23 protein-coding genes and 1 pseudogene are annotated in these 22305 nt (G+C 63.4%); 14 read left to right on the forward strand and 10 right to left on the reverse strand.

Annotation, left to right across the window (positions count from 1 at the left end; translation table 11 throughout):
• Positions 1–1241: 1241 nt before the first annotated feature.
• A complete protein-coding gene (locus tag U0025_RS24280; RefSeq protein ID WP_004213007.1) occupies positions 1242–1871 on the reverse strand; it encodes a recombinase family protein in 630 nt (209 codons plus the stop codon).
• Between the two features lie 95 nt (positions 1872–1966).
• On the opposite strand from U0025_RS24280, the gene U0025_RS24285 reads away from it, so the two are divergent.
• From U0025_RS24285 to U0025_RS24345, 14 genes and pseudogenes are all read left to right on the forward strand, one after another.
• Positions 1967–4864, forward strand: coding sequence for a Tn3 family transposase (locus U0025_RS24285; protein ID WP_004213009.1), 2898 nt, complete (start codon positions 1967–1969; stop codon positions 4862–4864).
• Positions 4865–4897: 33 nt separating this feature from the next.
• Positions 4898–5293, forward strand: a pseudogene (locus tag U0025_RS24290) (efflux RND transporter permease subunit); the annotation flags it as partial.
• 11 nt (positions 5294–5304) lie between these two features.
• Positions 5305–5697, forward strand: coding sequence for a copper-binding protein (locus U0025_RS24295; protein WP_004213013.1), 393 nt, complete (start codon positions 5305–5307; stop codon positions 5695–5697).
• A gap of 125 nt (positions 5698–5822) precedes the next feature.
• The gene (locus tag U0025_RS24300; protein ID WP_037491571.1) at positions 5823–6038 is read left to right on the forward strand and encodes a YgjV family protein; all 216 of its coding nucleotides are present in this window, start codon (positions 5823–5825) and stop codon (positions 6036–6038) included.
• Positions 5990–6397 (forward strand): YgjV family protein, encoded by a 408-nt coding sequence (locus tag U0025_RS26155; protein WP_009824019.1) that lies wholly within the window; start codon positions 5990–5992, stop codon positions 6395–6397. Before U0025_RS24300 ends, U0025_RS26155 begins: the two co-directional genes overlap by 49 nt.
• Positions 6398–7191: 794 nt before the next feature.
• Positions 7192–7548, forward strand: a complete 357-nt coding sequence (locus U0025_RS24305) for a hypothetical protein (RefSeq protein ID WP_004213015.1) — start codon at positions 7192–7194, stop codon at positions 7546–7548.
• A gap of 138 nt (positions 7549–7686) precedes the next feature.
• Entirely contained in the window at positions 7687–8166 is a 480-nt protein-coding gene (locus U0025_RS24310) for a heavy metal-responsive transcriptional regulator (RefSeq protein ID WP_004213016.1), read from the forward strand.
• Positions 8163–8384: a hypothetical protein gene (locus U0025_RS24315; protein WP_150411967.1), complete on the forward strand. Its 222-nt coding sequence runs from the start codon at positions 8163–8165 to the stop codon at positions 8382–8384. The genes U0025_RS24310 and U0025_RS24315 overlap by 4 nt, the downstream gene beginning before the upstream one ends.
• Positions 8385–8442: 58 nt before the next feature.
• Positions 8443–8763 carry a hypothetical protein gene (locus U0025_RS24320; RefSeq protein ID WP_004212659.1) on the forward strand — a complete coding sequence of 107 codons (321 nt, stop codon included), beginning with the start codon at positions 8443–8445 and terminating at the stop codon, positions 8761–8763.
• A 23-nt stretch (positions 8764–8786) separates the two neighbouring features.
• Complete coding sequence (locus U0025_RS24325; RefSeq protein ID WP_004213019.1) at positions 8787–10697, forward strand: 2Fe-2S iron-sulfur cluster-binding protein; 1911 nt, start codon at positions 8787–8789, stop codon at positions 10695–10697.
• A complete protein-coding gene (locus tag U0025_RS24330) occupies positions 10697–11425 on the forward strand; it encodes a hypothetical protein (protein WP_017503491.1) in 729 nt (242 codons plus the stop codon). The genes U0025_RS24325 and U0025_RS24330 overlap by 1 nt, the downstream gene beginning before the upstream one ends.
• A complete protein-coding gene (locus tag U0025_RS24335) occupies positions 11422–12144 on the forward strand; it encodes a hypothetical protein (protein WP_004212662.1) in 723 nt (240 codons plus the stop codon). Before U0025_RS24330 ends, U0025_RS24335 begins: the two co-directional genes overlap by 4 nt.
• Positions 12131–12574, forward strand: a complete 444-nt coding sequence (locus tag U0025_RS24340; protein WP_004212663.1) for a DUF1622 domain-containing protein — start codon at positions 12131–12133, stop codon at positions 12572–12574. The genes U0025_RS24335 and U0025_RS24340 overlap by 14 nt, the downstream gene beginning before the upstream one ends.
• 14 nt (positions 12575–12588) lie before the next feature.
• Complete coding sequence (locus tag U0025_RS24345; RefSeq protein WP_026109687.1) at positions 12589–13029, forward strand: four-helix bundle copper-binding protein; 441 nt, start codon at positions 12589–12591, stop codon at positions 13027–13029.
• Positions 13030–13175: 146 nt separating this feature from the next.
• Here the strand turns inward: U0025_RS24345 and U0025_RS24350 are convergent, their stop codons facing one another.
• From U0025_RS24350 to U0025_RS24385, 9 genes are all read right to left on the reverse strand, one after another.
• A complete protein-coding gene (locus U0025_RS24350) occupies positions 13176–13922 on the reverse strand; it encodes an HAD-IIB family hydrolase (RefSeq protein WP_004213020.1) in 747 nt (248 codons plus the stop codon).
• Positions 13919–14116: an HAD hydrolase family protein gene (locus U0025_RS26160; protein ID WP_376784566.1), complete on the reverse strand. Its 198-nt coding sequence runs from the start codon at positions 14114–14116 to the stop codon at positions 13919–13921. The genes U0025_RS24350 and U0025_RS26160 overlap by 4 nt, the downstream gene beginning before the upstream one ends.
• The gene (locus U0025_RS24355) at positions 14025–14219 is read right to left on the reverse strand and encodes a hypothetical protein (protein WP_021243093.1); all 195 of its coding nucleotides are present in this window, start codon (positions 14217–14219) and stop codon (positions 14025–14027) included. Before U0025_RS24355 ends, U0025_RS26160 begins: the two co-directional genes overlap by 92 nt.
• Before the next feature lie 34 nt (positions 14220–14253).
• Complete coding sequence (gene zwf / locus U0025_RS24360) at positions 14254–15690, reverse strand: glucose-6-phosphate dehydrogenase (RefSeq protein WP_004212667.1); 1437 nt, start codon at positions 15688–15690, stop codon at positions 14254–14256.
• A 6-nt stretch (positions 15691–15696) separates the two neighbouring features.
• Positions 15697–16683, reverse strand: a complete 987-nt coding sequence (gnd, locus tag U0025_RS24365; protein WP_004212668.1) for a phosphogluconate dehydrogenase (NAD(+)-dependent, decarboxylating) — start codon at positions 16681–16683, stop codon at positions 15697–15699.
• A 15-nt stretch (positions 16684–16698) separates the two neighbouring features.
• Positions 16699–17940: a hypothetical protein gene (locus U0025_RS24370; protein ID WP_004212669.1), complete on the reverse strand. Its 1242-nt coding sequence runs from the start codon at positions 17938–17940 to the stop codon at positions 16699–16701.
• The gene (locus tag U0025_RS24375) at positions 17868–18632 is read right to left on the reverse strand and encodes a universal stress protein (RefSeq protein ID WP_323156778.1); all 765 of its coding nucleotides are present in this window, start codon (positions 18630–18632) and stop codon (positions 17868–17870) included. Before U0025_RS24375 ends, U0025_RS24370 begins: the two co-directional genes overlap by 73 nt.
• Positions 18633–19792: 1160 nt before the next feature.
• Positions 19793–21259 carry a multicopper oxidase family protein gene (locus tag U0025_RS24380; protein ID WP_031290511.1) on the reverse strand — a complete coding sequence of 489 codons (1467 nt, stop codon included), beginning with the start codon at positions 21257–21259 and terminating at the stop codon, positions 19793–19795.
• Positions 21260–21881: 622 nt separating this feature from the next.
• The gene (locus U0025_RS24385) at positions 21882–22103 is read right to left on the reverse strand and encodes a hypothetical protein (protein ID WP_046765852.1); all 222 of its coding nucleotides are present in this window, start codon (positions 22101–22103) and stop codon (positions 21882–21884) included.
• Positions 22104–22305: the final 202 nt, after the last annotated feature.

Consider the following 22305-nt stretch of genomic DNA (forward strand, 5'->3'; position numbering starts at 1 on the left):
TCCATCGCTGCGAGGATCGGTGTAGGTGCCTGCCAGCGCGTTTGGCGACGATCTGCCTAGCAAGCACCTTTTCGTCATAATTCCGAGCGGGTCATCCACCCACAGCTGGGATCTTTGGGGTGACTACACGAAAGTGACGTTTCTGCACGCTAAGGGCGAACAAATCCGGTACAATGCCAGCAGAGGCTAGCGATATGCGTTCAACGGCATGTTCAACCTTGCGGGCGCCGATATGGGAGGGCCGCAAGGGGTCGGTTCCGGCTGAGGGCGAAATGACACCCTAAGCGAAACGGCAAGAAGGGGTGGGGAGCGGACATCGCGCCCCCGCCTTGCGTCATCCTGAACTTGTTTCAGGATCCATCGGGCGATTGGTGCCGGAGCGTGGTGGCTCGTGCCGCCATCTCGGTTGGCCGATCATAAACTGGGCTTTCGGATTGATGGACCCTGAAACAAGTTCAGGGTGACGGCTGATTTGGGGTGGGGCGCGGTCATCCGTCATCCCGGCGCATGCCGGGACCGTGGGCAAGTCTTGAGGCGATAGCTATCGCCAGGGCGCCCGGACGTGAGGCTGCTTCTAAAGACAGCCCACGGTCCCGGCATGCGCCGGGATGACGACCATTGGGAACGTCTGCAACGGGGCGGATGCTGCCCTTCACCATTCCGCCGGATGGATGTCGATCAAATGGATCAAATGTCAGTGAGATCCTCAGGGTACATCCCACCGCGCTGGCAGAAGAGAGCCCATGTTTCCTTCCCCTGTGCGGTTACGATCATGCGAACCGGTAAATCGACTGCGAGCGCGATAAGGCCGAGGCGGACAAGCGGGCCAATGCTCCTATCGCTGATCACCCTGTCAGGGGTGTACCCTCCTGCCACGAGTGTCCATCCGGGCGTTCCGCGTTCGGTAATAGCCGGAGCGAGATGGCCGTCACGTGGGAGATCGGTATCGCGGCCCAGGGTGTATAGGCAGATACTCCAGAAGGCATCTCGCGGTCGTGGTGGGATCAACGCCCATTCCAGCGGGCCGGCATCATCCTGTTCGGGCGCTTGAACGGCTGCGGCCGGGTCGTCCCGGACTCCATCGCGGTACGCGCGCTCTAGCGCCTGCGCGATGGCGCCAGCAGTGTCGACGGCGATCCCGTACTTCCGATTGTAGCGATCCTTGGCGACAATGCCTCGGGCGATTTCGCGAAACCGCGCCTTGCGCCGGGGATCGGGACGCAGCCGTCCAGACGCCCCGGTCATGTCGTCACCGTGACATCAGGGCTCACGTTACCCCGTGCGCGAGCCACGATCCCGGCGACCGTGTTCTTGCTGAGTCCCAGGTCGCGAGCGATCCAGCGATAGCTCCGCCCCTCGGCGATATGCGCCAACACTTTGGGCGCGAGGCGGTCCGACTTGGGTCGCTCCCCCAGTTGCCGGCCGAGTTTGCGGCCACGTGCCCGCGCTGCAGCAAGGCCAGAGCGGACCCGCTCGCTCAGCATGTCGCGCTCAAACTGGGCTATACCTGCGAGCATCGTCGCCATCATCCGCCCATGCGGCGTATCGACCTCGAACGTCATGCCGCTCATCGCGACCACCGACACGCGCCAGCCCGACAGCCGGTTGAGTGTATCGAGCAGGTCCTGGGTCGAACGCCCCCAGCGACTGAGTTCGGTAACGAGGATCGCATCGATATGGCGTGCCTGCGCCAGCTTCATCACCTCAGCCCGCGCCGAACGGTTTGCCTTCATGCCCGACGCGGTTTCGCGGAAGACCTCGACCACTTCATAGCCGCCACGCTCGGCAAAGCCGGCCAGGTCGCGGAGCTGCCGTTCGCACGACTGGTCGGCTGTCGAAACCCTGGCGTAGATGGCGGCGCGCTGTCCCAATTGAACCCTTCTGGAATTAGGCCTCGAAAAGCCTTGATTTGCGTGGGGTCAGTGTTGTCCAAAACAGACTTCTGTTCAATGGGGACAAGCCGTGCATGCCGAGACGCCATATCCTCAGCGCCCGACAGCGTTCGGCCCTACTCGACCTACCGACTGACGAAGCGGCGCTGCTGCGCCATTATATTCTGGCAGACGATGACCTGATTCATATCGACCGGCGTCGCCGACCGGAGAACCGCATCGGGTTCGCCCTGCAGTTGTGCGCGCTGCGATATCCAGGCCGGACCCTTGCTCCCGGCGAACTGATCCCCCACACTGTATCTGCCTTTCTAGGCGCCCAGCTTGGCATCGCTGGCGAGACGCTCGCGGCCTATGCCGTTCGACGCCAAACCCGCCACCAGCACATGGAGGCGCTGCGCCGTATCTACGGATACAGAATGTTCCCCGGACGGGGACCGTATGCCAGGGCTTTCCGCGATTGGCTTCTCGCCGAAGCCGAGCAGGCACGCGCAAACGACGACCTTGCCCGGCGCTTCATTGCCCGCTGCCGTGAAACCATGACCATCCTGCCGGCGATCACGACAATCGAGCGTTTGTGCGCGGACGCGCTCGTCGCCGCCGAACGTCGGATCGAGAAGCGGATCGCGGCCCGTCTCGATCCCGTCGCCTGTGATGGGCTCGACCGACTGACTACCGAGATGCTGCCGGGGGCGATCAGCCGCTTCATCTGGCTGCGCCGGATTGAGCCGGGCAACAACTCCGCCGCGGCGAACCGGCTGCTCGACCGGCTCGAGTTCCTGCGCGCGATGAACCTCAATGATGGTATACTTGCCGGTGTTCCACCGCATCGCGTCGCCCGGCTACGCCGGCAGGGCGAGCGCTACTTCGCCGATGGCCTGCGCGACCTCGGCGCCGATCGGCGCCGCGCTATCATGGCGGTCTGCGTCATTGAATGGGCCACGGCGACTGCGGATGCGGTGATCGAAACACATGACCGGATCGTTGGCCGCACCTGGCGCGACGCGAAGCAACTGCATGACGCGCGGGTCGTAGAAACCAGAGGCGCTACCACTGCGACTTTGAACGGCTTCACTGCACTCGGTCAATCATTGCTCGAAGCGGATGGCGACGGCGCGTCGCTGGAAGATGCGGTCGCGGGCGGGGCGGGATGGGAACGGCTCACCAGCCTCGTCGCTACGGCCAAGACGTTGACGGACACCTTGGGCGATGATCCGCTGGCCTATGTTGATCAGGGGTATCACCGCTTCCGTCGGTATGCCCCGCGCATGCTGCGATGCCTCGACCTCAAAGCTGCGGCGGTTGCACGGCCTTTGCTGGACGCGGCTACCGTCATCGCTACCAAGGGCGCAGTTCCGGCGGCCGACGATTTCTTGCGCCCGCATTCCAAATGGCGGCGACAGTTGCGGGCGAAGGGCGATGATGATGCCCGCCTCCGGGAAGTCGCGGTCATGTTTCACCTGCGCGACGCGCTGCGCTCGGGCGACATATGGCTCGACCGCTCGCATCGATATGGTGACCTGCGCCACGTCCTCTTGCCGATGGCGGTCGCGCATGCCGCGAAGCTGGCGGTCCCGTCCGACCCGCATGTCTGGCTGGCTGACCGCAAAGTGCGTCTCGCTGATGGCCTTGCCCGGCTCGGTCGCGCCGCGCGCAGCGGTACAATTCCGAAAGGCAGCATCGAGGACGGCACGCTGCGCATTGATCGGCTCACCGCTGACGCGCCGGATGGGATCGAGGATCTGGTGCTTGATCTGTATCGCCGGCTGCCGCCCGTCCGCATCACCGATCTGCTGCTCGAAGTCGATACCGCGCTGGGTTTCACTGATGCCTTCACGCATCTGCGCACCGGCGTGCCATGCGGCGACCGAATCGGCCTGCTCAACGTCCTGCTTGCCGAGGGCCTGAATTTGGGTCTGCGTAAGATGGCAGAGGCTTCCAACACTCACGACTATTGGCAACTCTCCCGTCTCGCTCGCTGGCACGTCGAAAGCGAGGCGATCGACCAGGCGCTGGCCAACGTGGTCGCGGCGCAAGGGGCGCTGCCGATGGCCCAGGTCTGGGGTATGGGCAGATCCGCATCGGCCGATGGCCAGTTCTTCCCCGCCGCACGGCAGGGCGAAGCGATGAATACGATCAACGCCCGCTACGGCAACGATCCCGGCATCAAGGCCTATACCCACGTCAACGACCGCTTCGCGCCGTTTGCATCGCGGACCATTCCAGCCACGGTCAGCGAAGCACCTTATCTACTCGACGGGCTGACGATGAATGAGGCAGGGCGACGGATCGAAGAGCAGTACGCCGACACTGGCGGGTTCACCGATCATCTGTTCGGGATCAGCGCGATGCTCGGCTGCCGCCTTGTACTGCGCATCCGCGACCTCCCATCCAAACGACTGTACGTGTTCGACCCTGCCGCGACGCCGAGCGAATTGCGCCCGCTGGTGGGCGGCAAGGCGCGTGAGGCGCTGATCGTTTCCAACTGGCCCGATCTGTTCCGCTGCGCCGCCACCATGAGCGCTGGACAGGTCGCGCCGAGCAGCATCTTGCGCAAGCTCGCCTCCTATCCGCGCCAGAACGATCTTGCCTCCGCGCTGCGCGAGGTGGGCCGGATCGAGCGGACGCTGTTCATCATCGAATGGATACTCGACGTCGGCATGCAGCGCCGTGCACAGGTCGGCCTCAACAAAGGCGAGGCACATCATGCGCTGAAAAATGCCCTGCGCATCGGCCGTCAGGGCGAAATCCGCGACCGCACGACGGAGGGTCAGCATTACCGGATCGCCGGCCTCAACCTGCTCACCGCCATCATCGTCTACTGGAACACCCTGCACCTTGGCCATGCCGTTGAGGCCCGGCGCCGCGAAGGGCTCGATACCCCCGACCATCTTCTCGCCCATATTTCGCCGCTCGGATGGGCACACATCCTCCTCACTGGCGAGTACCTTTGGCCCAAGGACGCCGGCGCTTAGGGTGTCATTCCGCCCTCAGCCGGAACCGACCCCTATCTGCTCGGCTTCAACCAGTCGGTCGCCACCGGGGTAGGTTTCATCGCGCTCGCTGGCGTCTCCGCCGAATTCGGCGTCGTGATGCTGATCTACCTGAAGAACGCCTTGGAAGAGCGCACCGATCCGGATGTCGCCGAGGTCGAGACGGCAGTGCGCGAAGGCGCACTGCTCCGCGTTCGGCCCAAGGCGATGACGGTCGCCGTGATCCTCGCTGCCCTCTTGCCGATCCTGCTGGGATCGGGCGCCGGATCCGAAGTCATGAGCCGGATCGCCGCGCCGATGATAGGCGGCATGCTGACCGCGCCGCTGTTGTCGATGTTCGTCCTGCCTGCCGCCTATCTGCTGCTTCGGCGGCCGAAGATGAATCCCAATGACCAACACGTTTCATTATAAAGGAGAAGACCATGAACTACGGACGACTGACCTTTGCCCTCGGCCTCGCGGCACTGACCGTCGCTTGCGGGAAAAAAGCCGAACCGCCCGTTGCGGTCGAGACCAACAAGGCAGAACCCGCCACCGCTATGAGCGGCAACATGGCAAATATGGCGATGGAGCCGTCGGCTGCCACTGCAATCAAGGTGAAGGGACACGGCACGGTCACCGCGATCGACAAGTCTGCGGGCACGATCACACTCGATCATGGCGCCATCCCCGAAGCCAAATGGCCGGCAATGACAATGGCGTTCAAGGCTGCCCCGGCGATCACAGATGCAGTGAAGGTTGGCGATAAGGTCGATTTTGACCTTATGTTGACGGGCAACGCCGGCGAGGTAACGGCGATCCAAAAGCAGCCGTAAATCCGCGCTACTACGGGCGTTCTTAAATCGTAATTAACCTTGTTCGTTCACGCTTGCACTATGAAGAAAGATAGAGCTGGGCGCGAAACGCAGGTCTTGAGCGAAACAACCGGGTGGCGGCAATCATGATTGCCACCGCGTTCGGCTGCGTCGCGCTTTTGTGCGTCATTAGCTGGCCGTTTTTCGACGACTATCGAACCGCGGTGAAAATCCAGAGCGCGGGTGCTGCCGCCTTCGCGCTCTATTTTGTGATGCTCGGCTCACCCACTGCGGCGATAGCGTGCCTCATTTCATGTTCGCAGCTCGCATTTCCGCGTCAGTGCGTGATCGCTATGTGGTGACGAGGCTTTACGGCGCTAGTCTGATTTTGATGGCTTTTCTGTCGGTTGTGACCTGGCACGGTCTCCCCTCAGCTCTGGCGTTCACGGGCAGTTCGTTGGGCAGCTTCGCACGGCTCCAAACCTCGACTACGCGGATGAAAGGCCTTTTTCTCGTAGGGGCCCCATTCTGGCTCGTCCACAATATGATGGTCGGAGCTTTGTTCGCCTTGGGCACTGATTTGGTATCCTTGGTCTCGAACCTCGCGAACCTGATGAAGTTCGTTGTCCGGAATCGAAATCCTTTGTTGTCGATCTCTGTTTGGAATACGCTGATCAGCACATTCATCCCGGCACCAACGCGTTTGAAGCGGACCGGATGACAGAGTTTCGCGCGACGATGGAATGAGGGTGGCTCCTTCCGGAAGTGAGCAAAACAGCGGATGGCGCCGCGCCGCAATTCGCGATTTCAACGAGGACGCCGAAGGCGTTCCGGATGTTGTTGATCGGGATCGATCCCGGGACCGGTCGCGCTACGCGTAGCCCCTGGCCGCCGCCTGACTTGGCTGGGGCCATGCCTAGATGCCATCAGTTCCGGTCGAGGTCGAAATGAAATTGTCAGCAGAGTGGGGCCTTTGCCAGGTCTGGTGGATTCCGGAAAGGCCGCCACAGTCTTTCGCTCCCGTTGATGATGGCGGGGCTTAGGGGTGCGGCAGGGAGCACTGGAGTAGGCTGGAAAGGCGCTTTCTCCGGAGCTGCAGGCACCGCCTGCTCCGCCTGCCCGGGTGGCATCTGTTGCGACCGAAATGGCAGCCCGCAAGGAATTGCTCGTGAGATACGAGGGAGATAGCGAAGCGTAAATTCGTCGGACGAACCTTCAACGACCTTCTTCTATCGCCAACGTAGCCGTTTTGCGCGGCTAGCTGGACGTAAAGCGCTTGTCCTCAGGGGTTAAGGCCTGGTTCCAGACTACGTTTCATAAACACGAAAGTCGTGCCCTGGATCGTTACGTACGAGTAAGCCCGGCCTTCAGACACCTTGCCCGAAAAACTTCGGCTGCGAACACTACGTATACCGAGCTTGGACCCGGGACCATAGTCCTGTGGGCGAAGAAACAAAATCTTCCCCTCGAGAAATCGAGCAGCAGTTCTCAACGCTCACTCAAGGAGTCAAGATGATGATGAAGAAGTCCATCATGGTGGCGCTGGCCGGAATCTCGATGCTCGGCGCCTCTCCGCTATTCGCGCAAGGTATCGGCCACACCTGGTTCATGCGCGGTTCGATCGTCGACACGGGCAGCAACGGCACGGTCGTCTGCATCGGAAAGGCCGATGGCGCCGAGGTCGGCCAGAAGCTCGAGGTCTATCGCGTCGTGACCCATCCGGGTCCGTCCAAAGGCGTGGCGCCGACTTATCACCGCCAGCTCATCGGCCATGTGACGATCGATCATATCTTCGATGATCACTTCGCGCACGTGTCCGTCGCCGACGGTACGCCTGCCAAGCACGACATCGTCGAGCTTCGCAAGAACTGACGAGCCGGTGGCCCGCCGGCGCAAGCTGCCCGGATGCGAGACGTCGGGGCAGCGGGCTGCCGGCGGCAACGGACCGTTCGGGGTCAAAGCGAACCGCTTGACCCTGGACACAACCGGCATGATGATCGAGCGGATGACATGGGCAATTTCAAGATCGGCGAACTGGCCGCCGCTGCGGGCGTGGGCCGCGACACGATCCGCTATTATGAGCGGATGGGTTTGCTGCGCGAACCCGCGCGCACGGCAGCGGGCTACAGGCTCTACGACGCGACCGACCTCGAGCGCGTCAATTTCATCCGCTCGGCGCAGGAGCTTGGTTTCACACTCGAACAGGCCCGGCAGCTGCTGGCGCTCAGGGCGTCGGACACCGCGCATGCCCAGGCCGTGCTCGATATCACGCTTGCCAAGATCGCGGACGCCGAAGCCCGGCTCGAGCGCCTGTCGGATATCCGCGACATGCTGCGGATGCTCGCCGACGAATGCCCGGGCGAAGTGCCCGTCTCCGATTGCCCGATCCTCGCCTTCCTGACGGCGCGGCGGAAAGACCAACAGCATAACAAGAAACATCAGGCAGCGCAGGACGAACGATCATCACTAGCGAAAGGGCTTTTGTCATGAAGAAAATGCGTTTGATCGCCGTCCTCACGCCGGCGCTGCTTCTAGGCGCCTGTGTAACCACGCGGCCGACCTCGGCGCAGGTCGAGAGTTGCCGGGCGATGGAGGGCAATATGGGTCTCCAGACGCCGCATGATCATGGCGAGATGAAGGGGCAGGGGCGCAACCCGATGAACCTCTCGCACGACCGGTGCCTTCAGATCCTGCGCAACGCGCAATGATCGGGTCCGGGCGCCATCCCTGGCGCCCGGACACAGTTTTCAAGCCAAGGAGCAAGCTATGATCAACCATGCGAAAAAAGCCCTTCCGCTTGTCGGCGGAAGCCTGTTGCTGGCGCTCGCGCTTTCGGGCTGCGACCGCCAGGCCGACCAGACGGTGCCGCCCGCGGCGAACAGCGTCGCCGCCACCCCGGTCCTGACCGACAGCGGCAACGCTGCAGACGCGGCGTCGATGGACGCGATGAGCAACCAGGCCGAGATGGAGCGGCATCACCGTCAGGCGATGGACCATGACGCGATGCGCGCCGGGGCCGGCAACCAGACCGCGCCGGCACCCGATCCCGCGCCGGGCAATTCGGCGATGCCGATGAAGGATATGTAAGCGCGCTGAAAAAGGGGATGAGGATGTCCAGGCGGATCAGCCTTCGACGCTTGAGCCTCGGCTGCGCAATCGCTCTCAGCCTGTCCGCGGGCGCGGGCGCGCAGGAGGGCGAGGATCATGCCGCGCATCATGGCGCAGGCATGCCGGCCGGCGGGGGCATGTCCGCACCGGCATCGTCGGGGTCGTCGGACATGGCGAAGATGATGAACCCCATGATGGATCGCATGATCAATGGGGAAGGGGAGAATGAGCACGGCCACGAATCGCGCCGGACCGGCTTCATCTCGCAACTGCTCGCCTTTCCCGCGCTCGACGAAGCGGCAAGGCAGCGGGTCGCTGCGCAGGCTGGCGAACGGGTAAGCACGGGCCTAGCGATGATCAACGCCGCCTCGGCCGACGGCGCGCGTGCAACCACGGTCTCGGCCCGGCTCGATGCGGCGCGCCGCCTGCGCGAGGGAACCGACCTGTTCCGGTCCGGCACCGCCGCGCAGGGCGCGATCGGCGGCTTGCAGCCGCCCCGGGAGGTCGGGCTTGCCTGGCTGCGCGATCAGCTCGACATCGACCAGGCCGCGCCCGGCCATGCCGACCACTGGTTCGGCATCTCGCCCTCACACCTCCTTCTCATGCTCTTCCTGGGGCTGGTGAGCGCCACGCTGATCGCGCTGCAGATCTTCCGCCTCCGGCGGATCGGGGCGATCGCCGGCGGTGTCGCCACCGCCAAGACCTCGGAAAAGCCGGAGCCGAAGGCTGTCCCGCCCGCTGCGAAGTTCGCGCCCGCACCTGCCCCCGTTGCCGGCAGCGCCGGGCTCGCCTCGAGCAATGCGGCCGCGCCCGCGGGAGCTTCGCTGCGCAAGCCCAAAAGCTGGGCGGGGCAGCTGCGCGTGGTCCAGATCGTGCGAGAGACGCCGAGCGTGCTGACCTTCCGGCTCGCGGACCCGGCCGCCGACCGGCTGCCGTTCGACTTCCTGCCGGGCCAGTTCCTGCAGGTCGAGGTAGAGCCCGAAGCGGGCAAGACCGCGCGCCGTTCCTACACGATCGCCTCTTCGCCGACCCAGCGGGCCTATGTCGAACTGACGGTCAAGCGCGAGGAGCAGGGCGTGGTCTCGCGATACCTGCACGACAAGGTCGTCGCCGACGATCTGCTGAAGGTCAGCGGACCGTTCGGCGCCTTCACCTTCACGGGAACGGATGCCCAGAGCATCGTGCTGATCGCGGGCGGGGTCGGCATCACCCCGATGATGTCGGTGCTGCGCTATCTCACCGACACCGCGTGGAAGGGTGATATCTTCTTCTTCTACGGCGCACGGTCGACCGAGGAATTCGTGTTCCGCGACGAGCTCGAACGGCTCGAACGCCGTTTTCCCAACCTCCATGTCGTCGCCGCGATGCAGCGCGCGCCCGGCACCGTCTGGATGGGCCCCGAAGGGCCGATCACCCGCGAGATGATCCTGGCCGCGGTGCCGGAGATCGCGAGCCGGCGGATCCATATGTGCGGCCCGCCGGCGATGATGGGCGCGATGCGCGGCGTGCTGGCGGAACTCGGCGTCCCCGAAGCGCAGCTGCACACCGAGGCGTTCGGTCCGGCCTCGCTGCCGGCCGACCACGAGGATCTCGAGGTCAAGCCCGCGCCCGCGCCAGCAGCTAAGCCGGCCCCGAGCGCCGAGGTGGCACCGAGCACGGTGACCTTCTCCGTGTCGGGGGTGTCGGCGGCTTTGCCCGCGGACGAGACCGTGCTCGAGGCGGCCGAGGGCGCGGGCGTCGAGATCCCCTATGCCTGCCGTGCGGGCACATGCGGCGCCTGCGTCGTCAAGCTGCTGCAGGGCGAGGTGACGATGGAGGTCGAGTCCGGCCTCGCGCCCGCCGACAAGGCGCAGGGCTATGTGCTCGCGTGCCAGGCGAAGGGCACGGGCACGCCGCTCGTGGTCGAAGCCTGATGCGCGAACGCAGCGACATCGCCGTCGGCCTGCTGGTCGCGTTCCTGCTGCTGTTCCCGTTCGGCTACCTCGTGCATGTGTCACCGCGCTTTCCGGGCAGCCTGGCCGGCGGGATCATCGGGATCGCAGCGCTCGTGCTGATGCTGCTGACGCTTCCCTATGTCGCGGCCAAGCATATCGCCTGGGTCGACAAGGCGCTCTCCCGGCTCGTCAGCAAGCCGACCCTGCTCGCCATCCACATCTATGCCGGCGTGCTGGCGCCGATCCTGGGTCTGGTCCACGCCGCGCACAAGCTCGAAAGCCCGGTCGGACTGCTTCTGACCATCCTTCTGCTGATGACGGTCATCACCGGCTTCATCGGCCGCTACCTGCTTGCCCAGCTTGGTCGGGCGCTGCGCGGACGCAGGTCGGAACTGGCTTCGCTTCGCGCCGCCTTCCTCGAGGAGCCGGCCGCGCCGACGCAGGCCGATACCGCAGCCGCGCCGCTGTCGGGCTGGAGGCGCTATCTGTTCGTCGCCGGGGATGCGCCCGCGGGCCAGCACCCCCAGGACAAGGCGGGGATCGCCGCGGCGCTGGCCGATACCGAATTCGCGATCCGCGCCGAAGAGGCGACCAACACCCTGTTCGCGCGATGGCGGTTCCTGCACATCCTGCTGGGCTGTCTCATCTTCGCGCTGCTCGCGCTCCACGTCGGCGCGGCGATCTATTACGGGCTGCGCTGGCTATGAGCTGGCAGCGTCTTTCCTACGCCGTCTTCATCGCGGCCCTGCTGGTGATGGTCGCCGCGGTCGCGATCCGGATGCGATCGGACGCGCCGAGGGATGCCGGCCTGGTGGCGCAGCTCGTAGCGCCCGGCCCGCTCTCGAGCGCCCACCAGTCCTTCGCCGGCCAATGCACGGCCTGCCACACGCCGGGCAAGGGCGTCGAAACCCGGACCTGTCTCACCTGCCATGCGGGCACGGATTTCGGGACGAAGCAGTCGACGCAGTTCCACGCGAAAGCGACGCAGTGCACCTCCTGCCACGTCGAACATGAGGGAGAGCGCGGCATCATCCGCATGGATCACGCCGCCTTGCTCGACATGGCAAAGTGGCGGCAGCCTTTGGCGGGCATGTCGACAAACACTCGAAGCCTGACCCCCGAGACCGCGCTCAATTGCGCGAGCTGCCATGCGTTCCGCGATCCGCACCAGGGCCTGTTCGGCACCGACTGCGCGAGCTGTCACAAGACCGACAGCTGGAAGATCGCCAATTACCGCCATCCATCGGTCAATTCGACGCAGTGCGCCGAGTGCCACAAGGCGCCGCCCAGTCACTTCATGGAGCATTTCAGCATGGTCTCGCAGCGCGCAGCCGGGTCGAAGGCGCGCGTCGACCAATGCTATGCCTGTCACGCTACCGACAGCTTCAACAATATCCGCAAGCGAGGCTGGTATGATCACCATTGAGGCCGACTGGCTGAGCGCCTTCTTCCGGCTCGCGGTGATCGGCCTGGAACTGGCGGGCACGCTGACCATCCTGGTCGGCGCGGGGCTCGCAACCTTTCTGTTTGCGCGGCGGGCGAGGGCGGGCGACCGAACCGAGGCCTATAGCGCGTTCCGATCGGCACTCGGCCGCAGCATCCTGCTCGGCCTGGAATTTCTGGTCGCCGGCGACATCGTCAAGTCGCTGGTGATCAACCCGACGCTCGACGATCTCATCGTGCTGGCCGGGCTTGTGCTGGTGCGGACCTTCCTGAGCATCTCGCTCGGGGTCGAGATCAACGGCCACTGGCCCTGGGAGGAAACGCGGATGGCGCGGGAGAAGGCGCGTGCGGCGTCGGATGGGTCGCCGGCTACGGCTGAGGCCGCCGGATGCGGCACAGCGCTCAAGCGATAGCAGATGGAAGGCGCATCATGATCGAGAGACGCGAATTGCTGATGGCGGGCGCCGGCCTTGCCGCCGCCGGAACGCTGGCTGCGCCGGCGGCGGCGCAGCAGCATCGAATGGAAGGGATGGCGATGTCGATGACGGACTGCATCGACGATTGCGTGGCGTCTCACCGCATGTGCCTGGAAACCGCCGCCTGGCTGACGAAGCAAGGCGGCGCGTCAGCCACGGCGTCGCTGATCGCCATGCTGAACGACTGTGCGGAACTGTGCCAGGCGACCGCCAACTCGATGCTGCGCGAATCCCCGCTCCATACCATCCTGTGTCGCGCCTGCGCTGACGCCTGCGAACGATGTGCGCGGGAATGCCTGAGCCACGTCGTGGACGAGCGGATGAAGCGTTGCTCGGCTACCTGCAAGGACTGCGCCGCCAGCTGTCGGATGATGGCGGACATGGCGAGCTGAGTTTCCTCGAACGCGCCCAGGCGTAGTGAGGTCAAGCAGCTCCAGCACCATTGAAGCGATCCGTCGGCTCTACAATGTGGGACCGCTGCGAAGCTGGGTCGTATGGGTGCGAAAGCGGGACTGGTTAAGGATCGGCGGTAGCGCTTCTAGACCAGCCAGGCAGCGATCGCGCCAACCACCGACTTGGTTTCGGCAACGTCGCGGACTCGCACGGTATCCAGCCCGAGATGCTTGGCCGGATAATCATTTCCGCCCGGGAAGATCGCGTCACCGAAGAAGATCATCTCGTCGAGTGCGACGCCGGTCTGCTCGGAAAGGCGCTTAAGGCCATAGGCCTTGTCTATCCCTTCGCGGGTGATGTCGATCGATGTCGCCCCGCCGATATTGATGGCAAAGCCTGGCAGCAACGGCTGGAGCAGGGCCTGCAATTTCTTGCGCTTGGCGTGATCGGGATCCCACGTGTCCTTGGCCTCGAGCGGCGCCTGCTGACCGAGCGCGGAGAATGTGATCTGGCTGCCGCGATCCTCGATCTGCTCGCCCCAGATGTTCTCGTTTGCATAGCCCGCCTGCTCGACCGCCTTGGTCAGTGCTTCGCGGATGCGCTGGCTTTCGTCGCCGGTGAACAGATCGGCATAGATACGCGTCCATTGGCCGTCGGCGTGACGATATAGCTTGGTGCCCGTGGTCGGCTGGATGATAAAATTGTCGAGCCGCGCACGGGCGGGCATGCGCGACACCACCTGTTTCTCGAATTGCGGCCAGTCGCCTCCGGAGATGATCGCTACCATCGTCACGTCGAGCAGGCGGGTAAGCAGATCCGCCATTTCATCGTCGAGCGGCTGCTTGTTGAGCGCGAGCGTTCCATCGAGGTCGAAAGCGGCCAGTCGCTTCATGATGATCCTCCCACAAGCGGCAGCAGAAATGCGTCGATGGCATCGGCGATGCCATCTTTGTCGTCGCTGGTTGAAATGTAGTGCGCTGCGCTACGGATCTCCTCAGGCGCCTTGCCCATGGCGATCGATAGGCCGGTGCGCACGAGCAAAGGGCAGGTCATTGGGCATGTGGCCGAGCGCCCGCGCCAGGGCATCGACGCCAGCTCGCTTGTTGGCATAGGGGTTGGTGACGTCCAGATAGTAGGTCCGCGACCGGGCAATCGTCGCCGACGCCAGGCTCTTGTCCTTGCGAACCAAAGTCCGTCGATGTCGGAGATGACGAGGCCCAGCATCATTGGCCGATCCTGTGCCAGAAGCGGCCATCGCGTTCGAGTAGGGCATCTGCGCCGGCCGGGCCGGCGCTGCCTGGTGCATAGGATTCAAGCCTGCCCTTGTCCTTGACCCAGTCATCGAGGATCGGCTGGACCGCGGCCCAGCCCGCCTCGATCTGCTCAGCGCGCTGGAACAATGTCTGGTCGCCGGTCATCATGTCATAGAGCAAGGTTTCGTAGCCGGTCCGGCCCGACAGCTTGAAGTGGTCGGCATAAGTGAAATCGAGCGTTGTCCCTGCGGTCTTGATCACTGGACCCGGTTTCTTGACCAGCATGTCTAAGACGATGCTTTCGTCCGGCTGCAGCTGGAAGATCAGGCGATTGGCTGGCAGGCGGTCGATCGGACAATCGCGGAATAAAGCGTAGGGCACTGCCTTGAACGTGACGACGATCTCCGTATCGCGCGCTGCCAGCGCCTTGCCGGTGCGCAGGTAGAAGGGCACGCCGGCCCAGCGCCAGGTGTCGACTTCCAGCTTCAGTGCGACATAGGTCTCGGTCCTGCTGTCGGTAGCGACATCCGGGACCTTACGATAGGCCGGCACGTTGCGGCTACCGACACGGCCCTTGCCATATTGGCCGCGCACTGCGCAGACTGCGGTGGGCTTGCGGATCGCGCGCAACACCTTGGCCTTTTCGTCGCGGATCGCGTCGGCATCGAAGCTGTTGGGCGGCTCCATCGCGATCATCGCCAGCAGCTGGAACAGATGGTTGGGGACCATGTCGCGGAGCGCGCCGGTTGCATCGTAGAAAGATCCGCGCGATCCGACCTCGACCGTCTCGGCGGCGGTGATCTGGACATGATCGATATAGCGATTGTTCCACACCGCTTCGAACCATTGGTTGGCGAAGCGCGCGACCAGGATGTTCTGGACAGTTTCCTTTCCCAGGAAGTGGTCGAGCCGGTAGATCTGGCTTTCCGGGAGCAAGGCGAGGATTCGGGCGTCAAGCGCCTTGGCCGAGGCGAGGTCGTGGCCGAACGGCTTTTCGATCGCGACGCGGCGGAACCGACTGCCCGCTTCCGCCATCAGGCCTTTGGCGGCAAGCTTTTCGACGATGGCGCCGAAGAATTGCGCTGGCGTGGCGAGGTAGAAGACCGCGCTTCGGTCGCCCAACGCCTTGGCGACATCGTCGAACACCCGGTCTGCGGTGAAATCGCCCTGGAGGTAGGCGATGCGCTTGCGCAGATCACGCCAGCAATCGCACTCGGTCGCGAACTTATCGAGGCTGGCGCGCAACATCTCGTCATCGCCATCGCTGCGGCCGATGCCGAGGATGGTGAAGTCCTTTCCCAGCAATCCGTCGGTGCACAGATTGGTGACGGCGGGGACCAGCAGGCGGCGGGTCAGGTCCCCGGTCGCGCCGAAAATGACCAGAGTGGCGGGTGGGGCCTTCTTCATGGGAGCCTACTGCGGCATTTCGGTATGGCCGCCGAAGCCGAAGCGCATCGCCGACAGCACCTGGTCGCCGAACGTATGTTCGACGCGGCTGCGATAGCGCGCGAACAAGGCGGCCGAGAGGACGTAGGCGGGCACCGCTTCCTCCATCGCCGCCTCAATCGTCCAATGGCCTTCGCCCGAATCCGCCACGGTGCCGGTAAACTGGGCGAGCATCTGATCCTTGGCGAGCGCCGACGCGGTCAGGTCGAGCAGCCAGGAGGAGATGACCGATCCGCGGCGCCACACTTCGGCAATGTCGGTGAGGTTGAGATCGAAGCGCTCATCCTCAGGAAGCTTGTCGGATTTCTTCGACTTCAGGATGTCGAAGCCCTCGGCATAGGCCTGCATCAGACCATATTCGATGCCGTTATGGACCATCTTGACGAAGTGGCCGGCGCCAGGCGGGCCGGCATGGATGTAGCCTAGCTCGGCGCGCGCATCCTCGCCTTCCTGCTCCATCCGATTGGGCGTGGGGGGGATCGTCCCTCGGCCCGGTGCCATCGTCTTGAAGATCGGATCGAGGTAGTCGACCACCTCCGTCTCGCCGCCGATCATCATGCAATAGCCGCGTTCGAGTCCCCAGACGCCGCCCGACGTGCCGATGTCGACATAGGCGACTTGCTTCGCCACGCAGAGCTTCGCGCGGCGGATATCGTCCCTGTAGAAGCTGTTGCCGCCGTCGATGATGATGTCGCCGGGCAGGGACTTTTCGAGCAGGGCGGTGATCGTATCCTCGGTCGGAGGACCCGCCGGGAGCATCACCCAGAAGATGGCGCGCTCGGCGAGCTTGCCGCGCAGATCGTCGAGCCCGGTCGCGCCGACCGCGCCTTCCTTGACCAGATCGTCGATCAGATCCTGGTTGCGATCGAAGACGACCGCTTCATGTCCGCCGCGCACCAGGCGACGGACGATATTGCCGCCCATGCGCCCCAGTCCGATCATTGCGATACGCATCTATGCTGATCCCCTTCAATTCTGTAGCGAACGCGCCACCAATGTTTCGAGAATATTGAGATCCCCTGTGTTGAGATGAATGCGCAAGGTGCGCTGCCCGCGCGCGGCGAGCACGTCGAGATCGCCGCGCGCCTGCGCAAGCTGGACGATGCCAAAGCTCGCTTTCCACCCCGGAACGGCGAGATCCGGATCGGGCGTCCGCGTGATCTCGATGAACACCCCGCTCTTCGGCCCGCCTTTATAGGCCTGGCCGGTCGAATGGAGGAAACGCGGGCCGAAGCCGGCGACGGTCGCGACATGCTTCGCGTGAACTACTTCGCCGCGCATCCGCGCGATCGCCGCCTCATGTTCGGCGTTACGTTCGAGATAAACGAGGAAGCCGACATAGTCGCCGGGCTCGGCGCTGGCGAAATGGTCGCGCAATATCTCGACCGGATTGGTCGCGGCGAAAATGTGGTCGCCCGGTGCGGAGAAGGCCATGGCCGCGTCCTGGTGGAACGGGGTTTCGGGGGCGAGCGCGCCCGATTCCTCATATTTGTCGATCAGCTCGCGCGTCGCGATCTTGGCATCCTCGACATCGGGCTGGTCGAACGGATCGATGCCGATCACCGCACCGGCAAAAGCGGTTGCCACTTCCCAGCGGAAGAATTCCTGGCCGATACGCTCCTTCGACGGCAGCGTGATGCGTATCACCGGCTGGCCCGCTGCGACCAGGAAATGGGCCTGCTCGATGATGTCGGACGCATCGTCGCCGGCGAGCGTCAGCAGGGCGAACACGCGGTCCGCGCCATAATCCTCCACCGGCGCGGACGGCTCCAGGTCGACGGGCACGATTCCCTTGCCATGCTTGCCGGTCGATTCGGCGATGAGCTGTTCGAGCCAGGCGCCGATCGGCTCGAGGCCGGGGCTGGTCAGGATGGTGAGCTTGTCGCGGCCGGAAACCGCCGCCTCGCCCATGATCGCACCGAGGATCAGGCCGGGATTGGCGGTGTCGCCCTTGCACGCTTCGACCAGGGGCTGGGTCGCGGCGAAAAAGGCTTCGACGTCGATCCCCATCATCGCTGCCGGCACCATGCCGAATACCGACAGGACCGAATAACGCCCGCCGATCGCCGGATCGCCGAGGAAGATGGCGTGATAGCCATGCTCCTTGGCCAGCTTCTCGAGCTTCGATCCCGGATCGGTCACCGCGACGAAGCGGTCGCCATCCTTGCCGGACAATTCCCAGAAATACGCCCGGAGCAGTTCGGGCTCCATCGTCGATCCTCATTTCGCTCTATAAGGGCTTGTTGAAGCTTCTTGTCCTCGACTTCCAGGGGCCGTGCCTCGATCATCTCGGGCGTAGGGACGACATGGACGAGCAGGAGTTCCGCTTCCGAGGCCTTCGCAAGACGCACAGCTAGGGGCAGCACGCTCTCAGCCCAGCGAGAGCCGTCAAGCGGCACCACAACCCTTCTGTAGGGCGCTGCCGGAAGCGGGGCCTCTACCGGTACGAGCAGGACCGGGGCTGGCGTCTGCATGAGCACCTTGTGCACGGTTGCCCCCATGCCCGGGCGACCGGCCTCTTGCCTGCCTCGTCTTCCCAGTACGACCATGCCGTCGTCGCACTCTCGGATAAAGCGGCAAATTTCCTCCGCGGTTTGGCCTTCGGTCAGTTCGATGGAGGTTTTGGTTGGAGGTGCGCTGGTCGCGGCGGCGCATCGATCGAGGGCGCGCAGGGCTTCGCGCCGCCGGAGGTTACATTCAATCGGGTCTGGACGAGAGCGCGTCGAGCCCTCGCCGTCAAGTACTTGTAGCAGGGTAATAGGGACGTCGAGCGTTGTCGCGAGCGCACGAGCGTGTGAGTAGATCCACGCATCATGATCGGAGCAATCGATGCAGGCGACAATCCCGGACTGCGGTCGGGGGGACGCCTGCGCCAGAGCTGGAAATGCTGAAGCGGCTGACATCAAATGCTCCTCTTGCCTTGGATCTCCATCGAATTCGTGGCGGCTAGGACAGCGGGAACATCCGGCATCTCGGCCTGGCGTACCCTCCACGACTCGAACCTGCTCTGACCCTATCTGGGGGGAACGACCCGCGAAATTGTGATATATACGAATGGCGATCGGTCGGTTGACCGGGTCGCAAGAGCATCAGAACCGAAAGCCGGTCGCTTGCGACTAGTACATCGGGCGGGCCTATATGCCTCCGCCTCGGTACCCGGCTTGAGCGTCCAAACTAACATGTCGGGATAGAGTGAAGGTCACCGGGCCACCTTTTCCTCGTCCGGAAGCGAACTCGTCGCCCCCGTTACCGCTCATATGGTCGCTCGCTTGCCCTGCGCATGAGCCGATCACCGTCATCCCAAGTTCTGCGCCGCCTGCCTTGTCCTGGGCGATCTGCGATCAGATGCCGTGGCAGGCGTCCCTTCTGTCTAGCGGCAAATACGCATTACCGCCGGCAGATGGTCTGCATAGTCTGCCAAGGGCAACCAACGAAGCTCTCAGCGCAGTGAGTGTGGATCGGAAGGAAATAGTATGACGATCGCGCTTAACGGGTTATTTCGATGCCGGCTGCTCACTTTCACACGGTGGTCGTGTTCCATCTGGGCGATTTTCGCCGCGCTCACTGTGCCAACGCTACCTTCGCCGGCCAGGGTCGTTCCCGCAGGGGAAGATACCTCGACCACCAAGCTCGCGGGTGTCTGGTCATTTGATGGCCGATCCGGCTGTAAGTCGGGGATGGCCTGGGTTCTTAATCGCAACGGATCTTACAGCGAAATCCGATTGCCTGACCAGACGCCGCTTGGCGGAGGAAAGTGGTATGAACGCGGCGATACCATCTATTACTCATTGCCGCGAGTACTGACAGCGGCCGCGGGACGGCCCGACAAGCGTATGGTCATTATAGAGCGCGGCCCGCGGCGCCTGGTGGCCGTGACGAACCGCAGGGTTCGTCATGTGATGCACAAGTGTCCGGGATGATCGAATGCCTTCGATCGAGATGTGCGAAACGTTCTGGCCCAAGCCCGAAAAGGGAACAAAAACGAGAGTGGAGTTCGAAGTCATACGTCGAGCATTGCCCCCTTATTGGCATATGCGGGATTTCGATTCTTGAGTTGTTCCCACTACGTCACGGAAAACTGACCCATCATGCCTTCGTCCTCGTGCTCCAGGATATGGCAATGGAACAGGAAGGGCGCCTTTGAAGCAGGCTGGTCGAAGCGGATTAATAACTCGACCGGTTCGTCCACGACGATGGTGTCACGTGGCCCCTGATCAAGAAGATCTGGCTCCTCGCCATCGCGACTTAGCACGTCGAAGTGCACTCCATGAATGTGGAAGGGATGGGCCATTTTCTGCCCGGAGACTTTCCATATCTCGACGGCGCCAAGCTCGACCTCCTCATCGATTCGATCCATATCGAATCGCCTGTGGTTGATCGTTAGCGGCTCTTCGTCGCTATCCATCATGCCCCCCAGCCTCATGTTGAGCACCAGACGTCGCCGTGCGACGACCGTCGCCGGATTTGGCACCGCGCGGGACGCCAGGAGGAGCGGAAGCGTGGTGCTACCTCGCTTGCTCGATGCCAAGCGCGGTGAGAATGTGAGGACAGTTTCATTGCCTGCGTTGTTTTCGCTAGCCTCGTGCCGATGCATCATGCCCATGCCATGCATCCTCAGGGTGCTTTGGTCCGGAGCCGAGACCAACGAGACCGGTTTGCCATCGCTGAAGTCCACCAAGATCTCCGCCCGCTGACCGGAGGCCAGAGTGAGGGACTGCAATTCAACGGACTTTTCCAAAAGGCCGCCCTCGGTGCCGATCCAATAAAAGGCTCGTCCGTCGCTGAACGAAAGATCGTAAGTCCGGGCATTCGAACCATTTACAAGCCGCAGCCGCACTAAGCTTCTGGGAACGTCTGCTCGCGGGTTGTACGCGCCGTTTACGAGAATAACGTTGCCCCGCCTCCCGTCCAACGCCACCATCATGCCCGCCGGTAACACCAGACGGCCATCCACGAACTGCCGATCCTGGATCAATATTGGTAGATCGTCGACGCCGTAATCTGAAGGCAAACCGAGACCTTGCTCTTCCTCGTCGGTGACGAAGAGCAATCCCGCTAGGCCTGCATAGACCTGCTCCGCCGTTCGGCCGTGTGCATGGGAATGATAAAAGAGAGTGGCCGCCGGCTGACGGATCGGCAGCGTCGGACGCCAAGTCTCGCCTGGACTAATGGTCTGGTGGGGGCTGCCGTCCAGCTCTCCCGGTACGAGCAGCCCGTGCCAGTGAACCGTGGTATCAGCAGACAGATTGTTGCTGACAGTCACCGTCACGTCGTCCCCGCGATGTACCCGCAGAGTCGGGCCGAGATAGCTGCCGTTGTATCCCATGGTGGCGCTCCGCCGCCCTGGGAAGAAAGTGGTTTCCCCTTCCTGCGCCCTCAGTCCAATTCTCTGCCCATGGTCGCGTGCATCTAACAGGCGAGGAATGGGCAGCGTGCCTGCTTGGTCCGGCGTCGCAAATCTGCGCGTGCATGCCGCCCCCAGCAGGAGGCCTCCGCCCGCCAAGAGAGTTCGCCGGCTCAGAAAAGTCATTTCGAAGCCCCTCCTGAGCAATCGTGAAACTGACGCAAACGCGCTTTTCTCGATCCCGATGAGATCCACCGAGGCGAAGCGCCGCTCTTCCCTTAAAGGGCGCTCGGGAGGGCAATATCCGTAATACCCGAACCGATCGCTTTTGTGCCCGCCCCCTCTGGGAAGAAAAAATTGCCCTTCTAAGCTGGTTGCGGCCCTCGCCAGTTGATCAATCATCAGCCAGGCGAGCGTTCAATCACTGCGGCACCGATCCGAGCGAGCGTCTATTGCGACAATTTAGCCTGGGCCAGTGCGAGTGGCTGGTTCGGCGGTGAGCCTTGCCACGATCGCGCCGAAGCAAAAGCGGCGTGCGATTTACGTTTCGCTGTTTGCCACTGCAGCAGGCGGCGTCGCTTTCCAGTGCTCGGGCTAGGCGGAGGCTTTGATGGCCGCCGTCTTCGGTCATCCGCGCCCAGCTTTTGCTAATAGCCGAACTAAAGCGGACATGGCAGGCTGACCGCCGGCTTCGCAAATTACGTATACTGCCGCCTCCAGGCCGACACCATCTCAACGGCAAGCTCCCTGGGGAGCGAGAATCGACCGGGCATGTGTCCGGTCGAACTGAAACTCAGACTTGAAGGAATCATATTTGCGCAAGAAAGCAGCGATTATCGCTTCGCTCGCAGCCTTTGGCGTCCTTGCCGTCGGCGCCGGGCCAGTTCTCGCCGATGGGATGCCGCCGGGCATGCCGGACCTTGAGCAGACGCTCAAGGCGAAGCCGGCGCCGGCTCGGTCCGACACGGCCCAGATGCAAGGAATGCGACACCGCGAAGTGCCGATGCACGGTGAGATGATGCAGGACCATCGGATCGCTATGCGGGAGATGGGAACCCAGGACGGAGCCTCCCGCATGTTGCGTAGGTCGCGGGGCGGTTGCTGACCCTGCACTTAAGCCAGCTCCGATCACGAGGCTGGGTGGCCAACGACCGTGGCCTGGTTCAACTGCAGCTTTGGCCCGCCGTTCTCCCACGGCGGGCCAATTGGTTTTTGCACTTCGCTGTCGGCCG

This window comes from Sphingobium yanoikuyae (genome assembly GCF_034424525.1).
Classification (GTDB): Bacteria; Pseudomonadota; Alphaproteobacteria; order Sphingomonadales; family Sphingomonadaceae; genus Sphingobium; species Sphingobium yanoikuyae.

Excerpts from the sequence above, each read along its gene's own strand:
- U0025_RS24285 (WP_004213009.1), top strand. The coding sequence starts at position 1,967 with ATGCCGAGACGCCATATCCTCAGCGCCCGACAGCGTTCGGCCCTACTC.
- U0025_RS24295 (WP_004213013.1), top strand. The coding sequence starts at position 5,305 with ATGAACTACGGACGACTGACCTTTGCCCTCGGCCTCGCGGCACTGACC.
- U0025_RS24300 (WP_037491571.1), top strand. The coding sequence starts at position 5,823 with ATGATTGCCACCGCGTTCGGCTGCGTCGCGCTTTTGTGCGTCATTAGC.
- U0025_RS26155 (WP_009824019.1), top strand. The coding sequence starts at position 5,990 with ATGTTCGCAGCTCGCATTTCCGCGTCAGTGCGTGATCGCTATGTGGTG.
- U0025_RS24305 (WP_004213015.1), top strand. The coding sequence starts at position 7,192 with ATGATGAAGAAGTCCATCATGGTGGCGCTGGCCGGAATCTCGATGCTC.
- U0025_RS24310 (WP_004213016.1), top strand. The coding sequence starts at position 7,687 with ATGGGCAATTTCAAGATCGGCGAACTGGCCGCCGCTGCGGGCGTGGGC.
- U0025_RS24315 (WP_150411967.1), top strand. The coding sequence starts at position 8,163 with ATGAAGAAAATGCGTTTGATCGCCGTCCTCACGCCGGCGCTGCTTCTA.
- U0025_RS24320 (WP_004212659.1), top strand. The coding sequence starts at position 8,443 with ATGATCAACCATGCGAAAAAAGCCCTTCCGCTTGTCGGCGGAAGCCTG.
- U0025_RS24325 (WP_004213019.1), top strand. The coding sequence starts at position 8,787 with ATGTCCAGGCGGATCAGCCTTCGACGCTTGAGCCTCGGCTGCGCAATC.
- U0025_RS24330 (WP_017503491.1), top strand. The coding sequence starts at position 10,697 with ATGCGCGAACGCAGCGACATCGCCGTCGGCCTGCTGGTCGCGTTCCTG.
- U0025_RS24335 (WP_004212662.1), top strand. The coding sequence starts at position 11,422 with ATGAGCTGGCAGCGTCTTTCCTACGCCGTCTTCATCGCGGCCCTGCTG.
- U0025_RS24340 (WP_004212663.1), top strand. The coding sequence starts at position 12,131 with ATGATCACCATTGAGGCCGACTGGCTGAGCGCCTTCTTCCGGCTCGCG.
- U0025_RS24350 (WP_004213020.1), bottom strand. The coding sequence starts at position 13,922 with ATGAAGCGACTGGCCGCTTTCGACCTCGATGGAACGCTCGCGCTCAAC.
- U0025_RS26160 (WP_376784566.1), bottom strand. The coding sequence starts at position 14,116 with ATGCCCTGGCGCGGGCGCTCGGCCACATGCCCAATGACCTGCCCTTTG.
- zwf (WP_004212667.1), bottom strand. The coding sequence starts at position 15,690 with ATGAAGAAGGCCCCACCCGCCACTCTGGTCATTTTCGGCGCGACCGGG.
- gnd (WP_004212668.1), bottom strand. The coding sequence starts at position 16,683 with ATGCGTATCGCAATGATCGGACTGGGGCGCATGGGCGGCAATATCGTC.
- U0025_RS24370 (WP_004212669.1), bottom strand. The coding sequence starts at position 17,940 with ATGGAGCCCGAACTGCTCCGGGCGTATTTCTGGGAATTGTCCGGCAAG.
- U0025_RS24375 (WP_323156778.1), bottom strand. The coding sequence starts at position 18,632 with ATGTCAGCCGCTTCAGCATTTCCAGCTCTGGCGCAGGCGTCCCCCCGA.
- U0025_RS24380 (WP_031290511.1), bottom strand. The coding sequence starts at position 21,259 with ATGACTTTTCTGAGCCGGCGAACTCTCTTGGCGGGCGGAGGCCTCCTG.
- U0025_RS24385 (WP_046765852.1), bottom strand. The coding sequence starts at position 22,103 with ATGGTCCTGCATCATCTCACCGTGCATCGGCACTTCGCGGTGTCGCAT.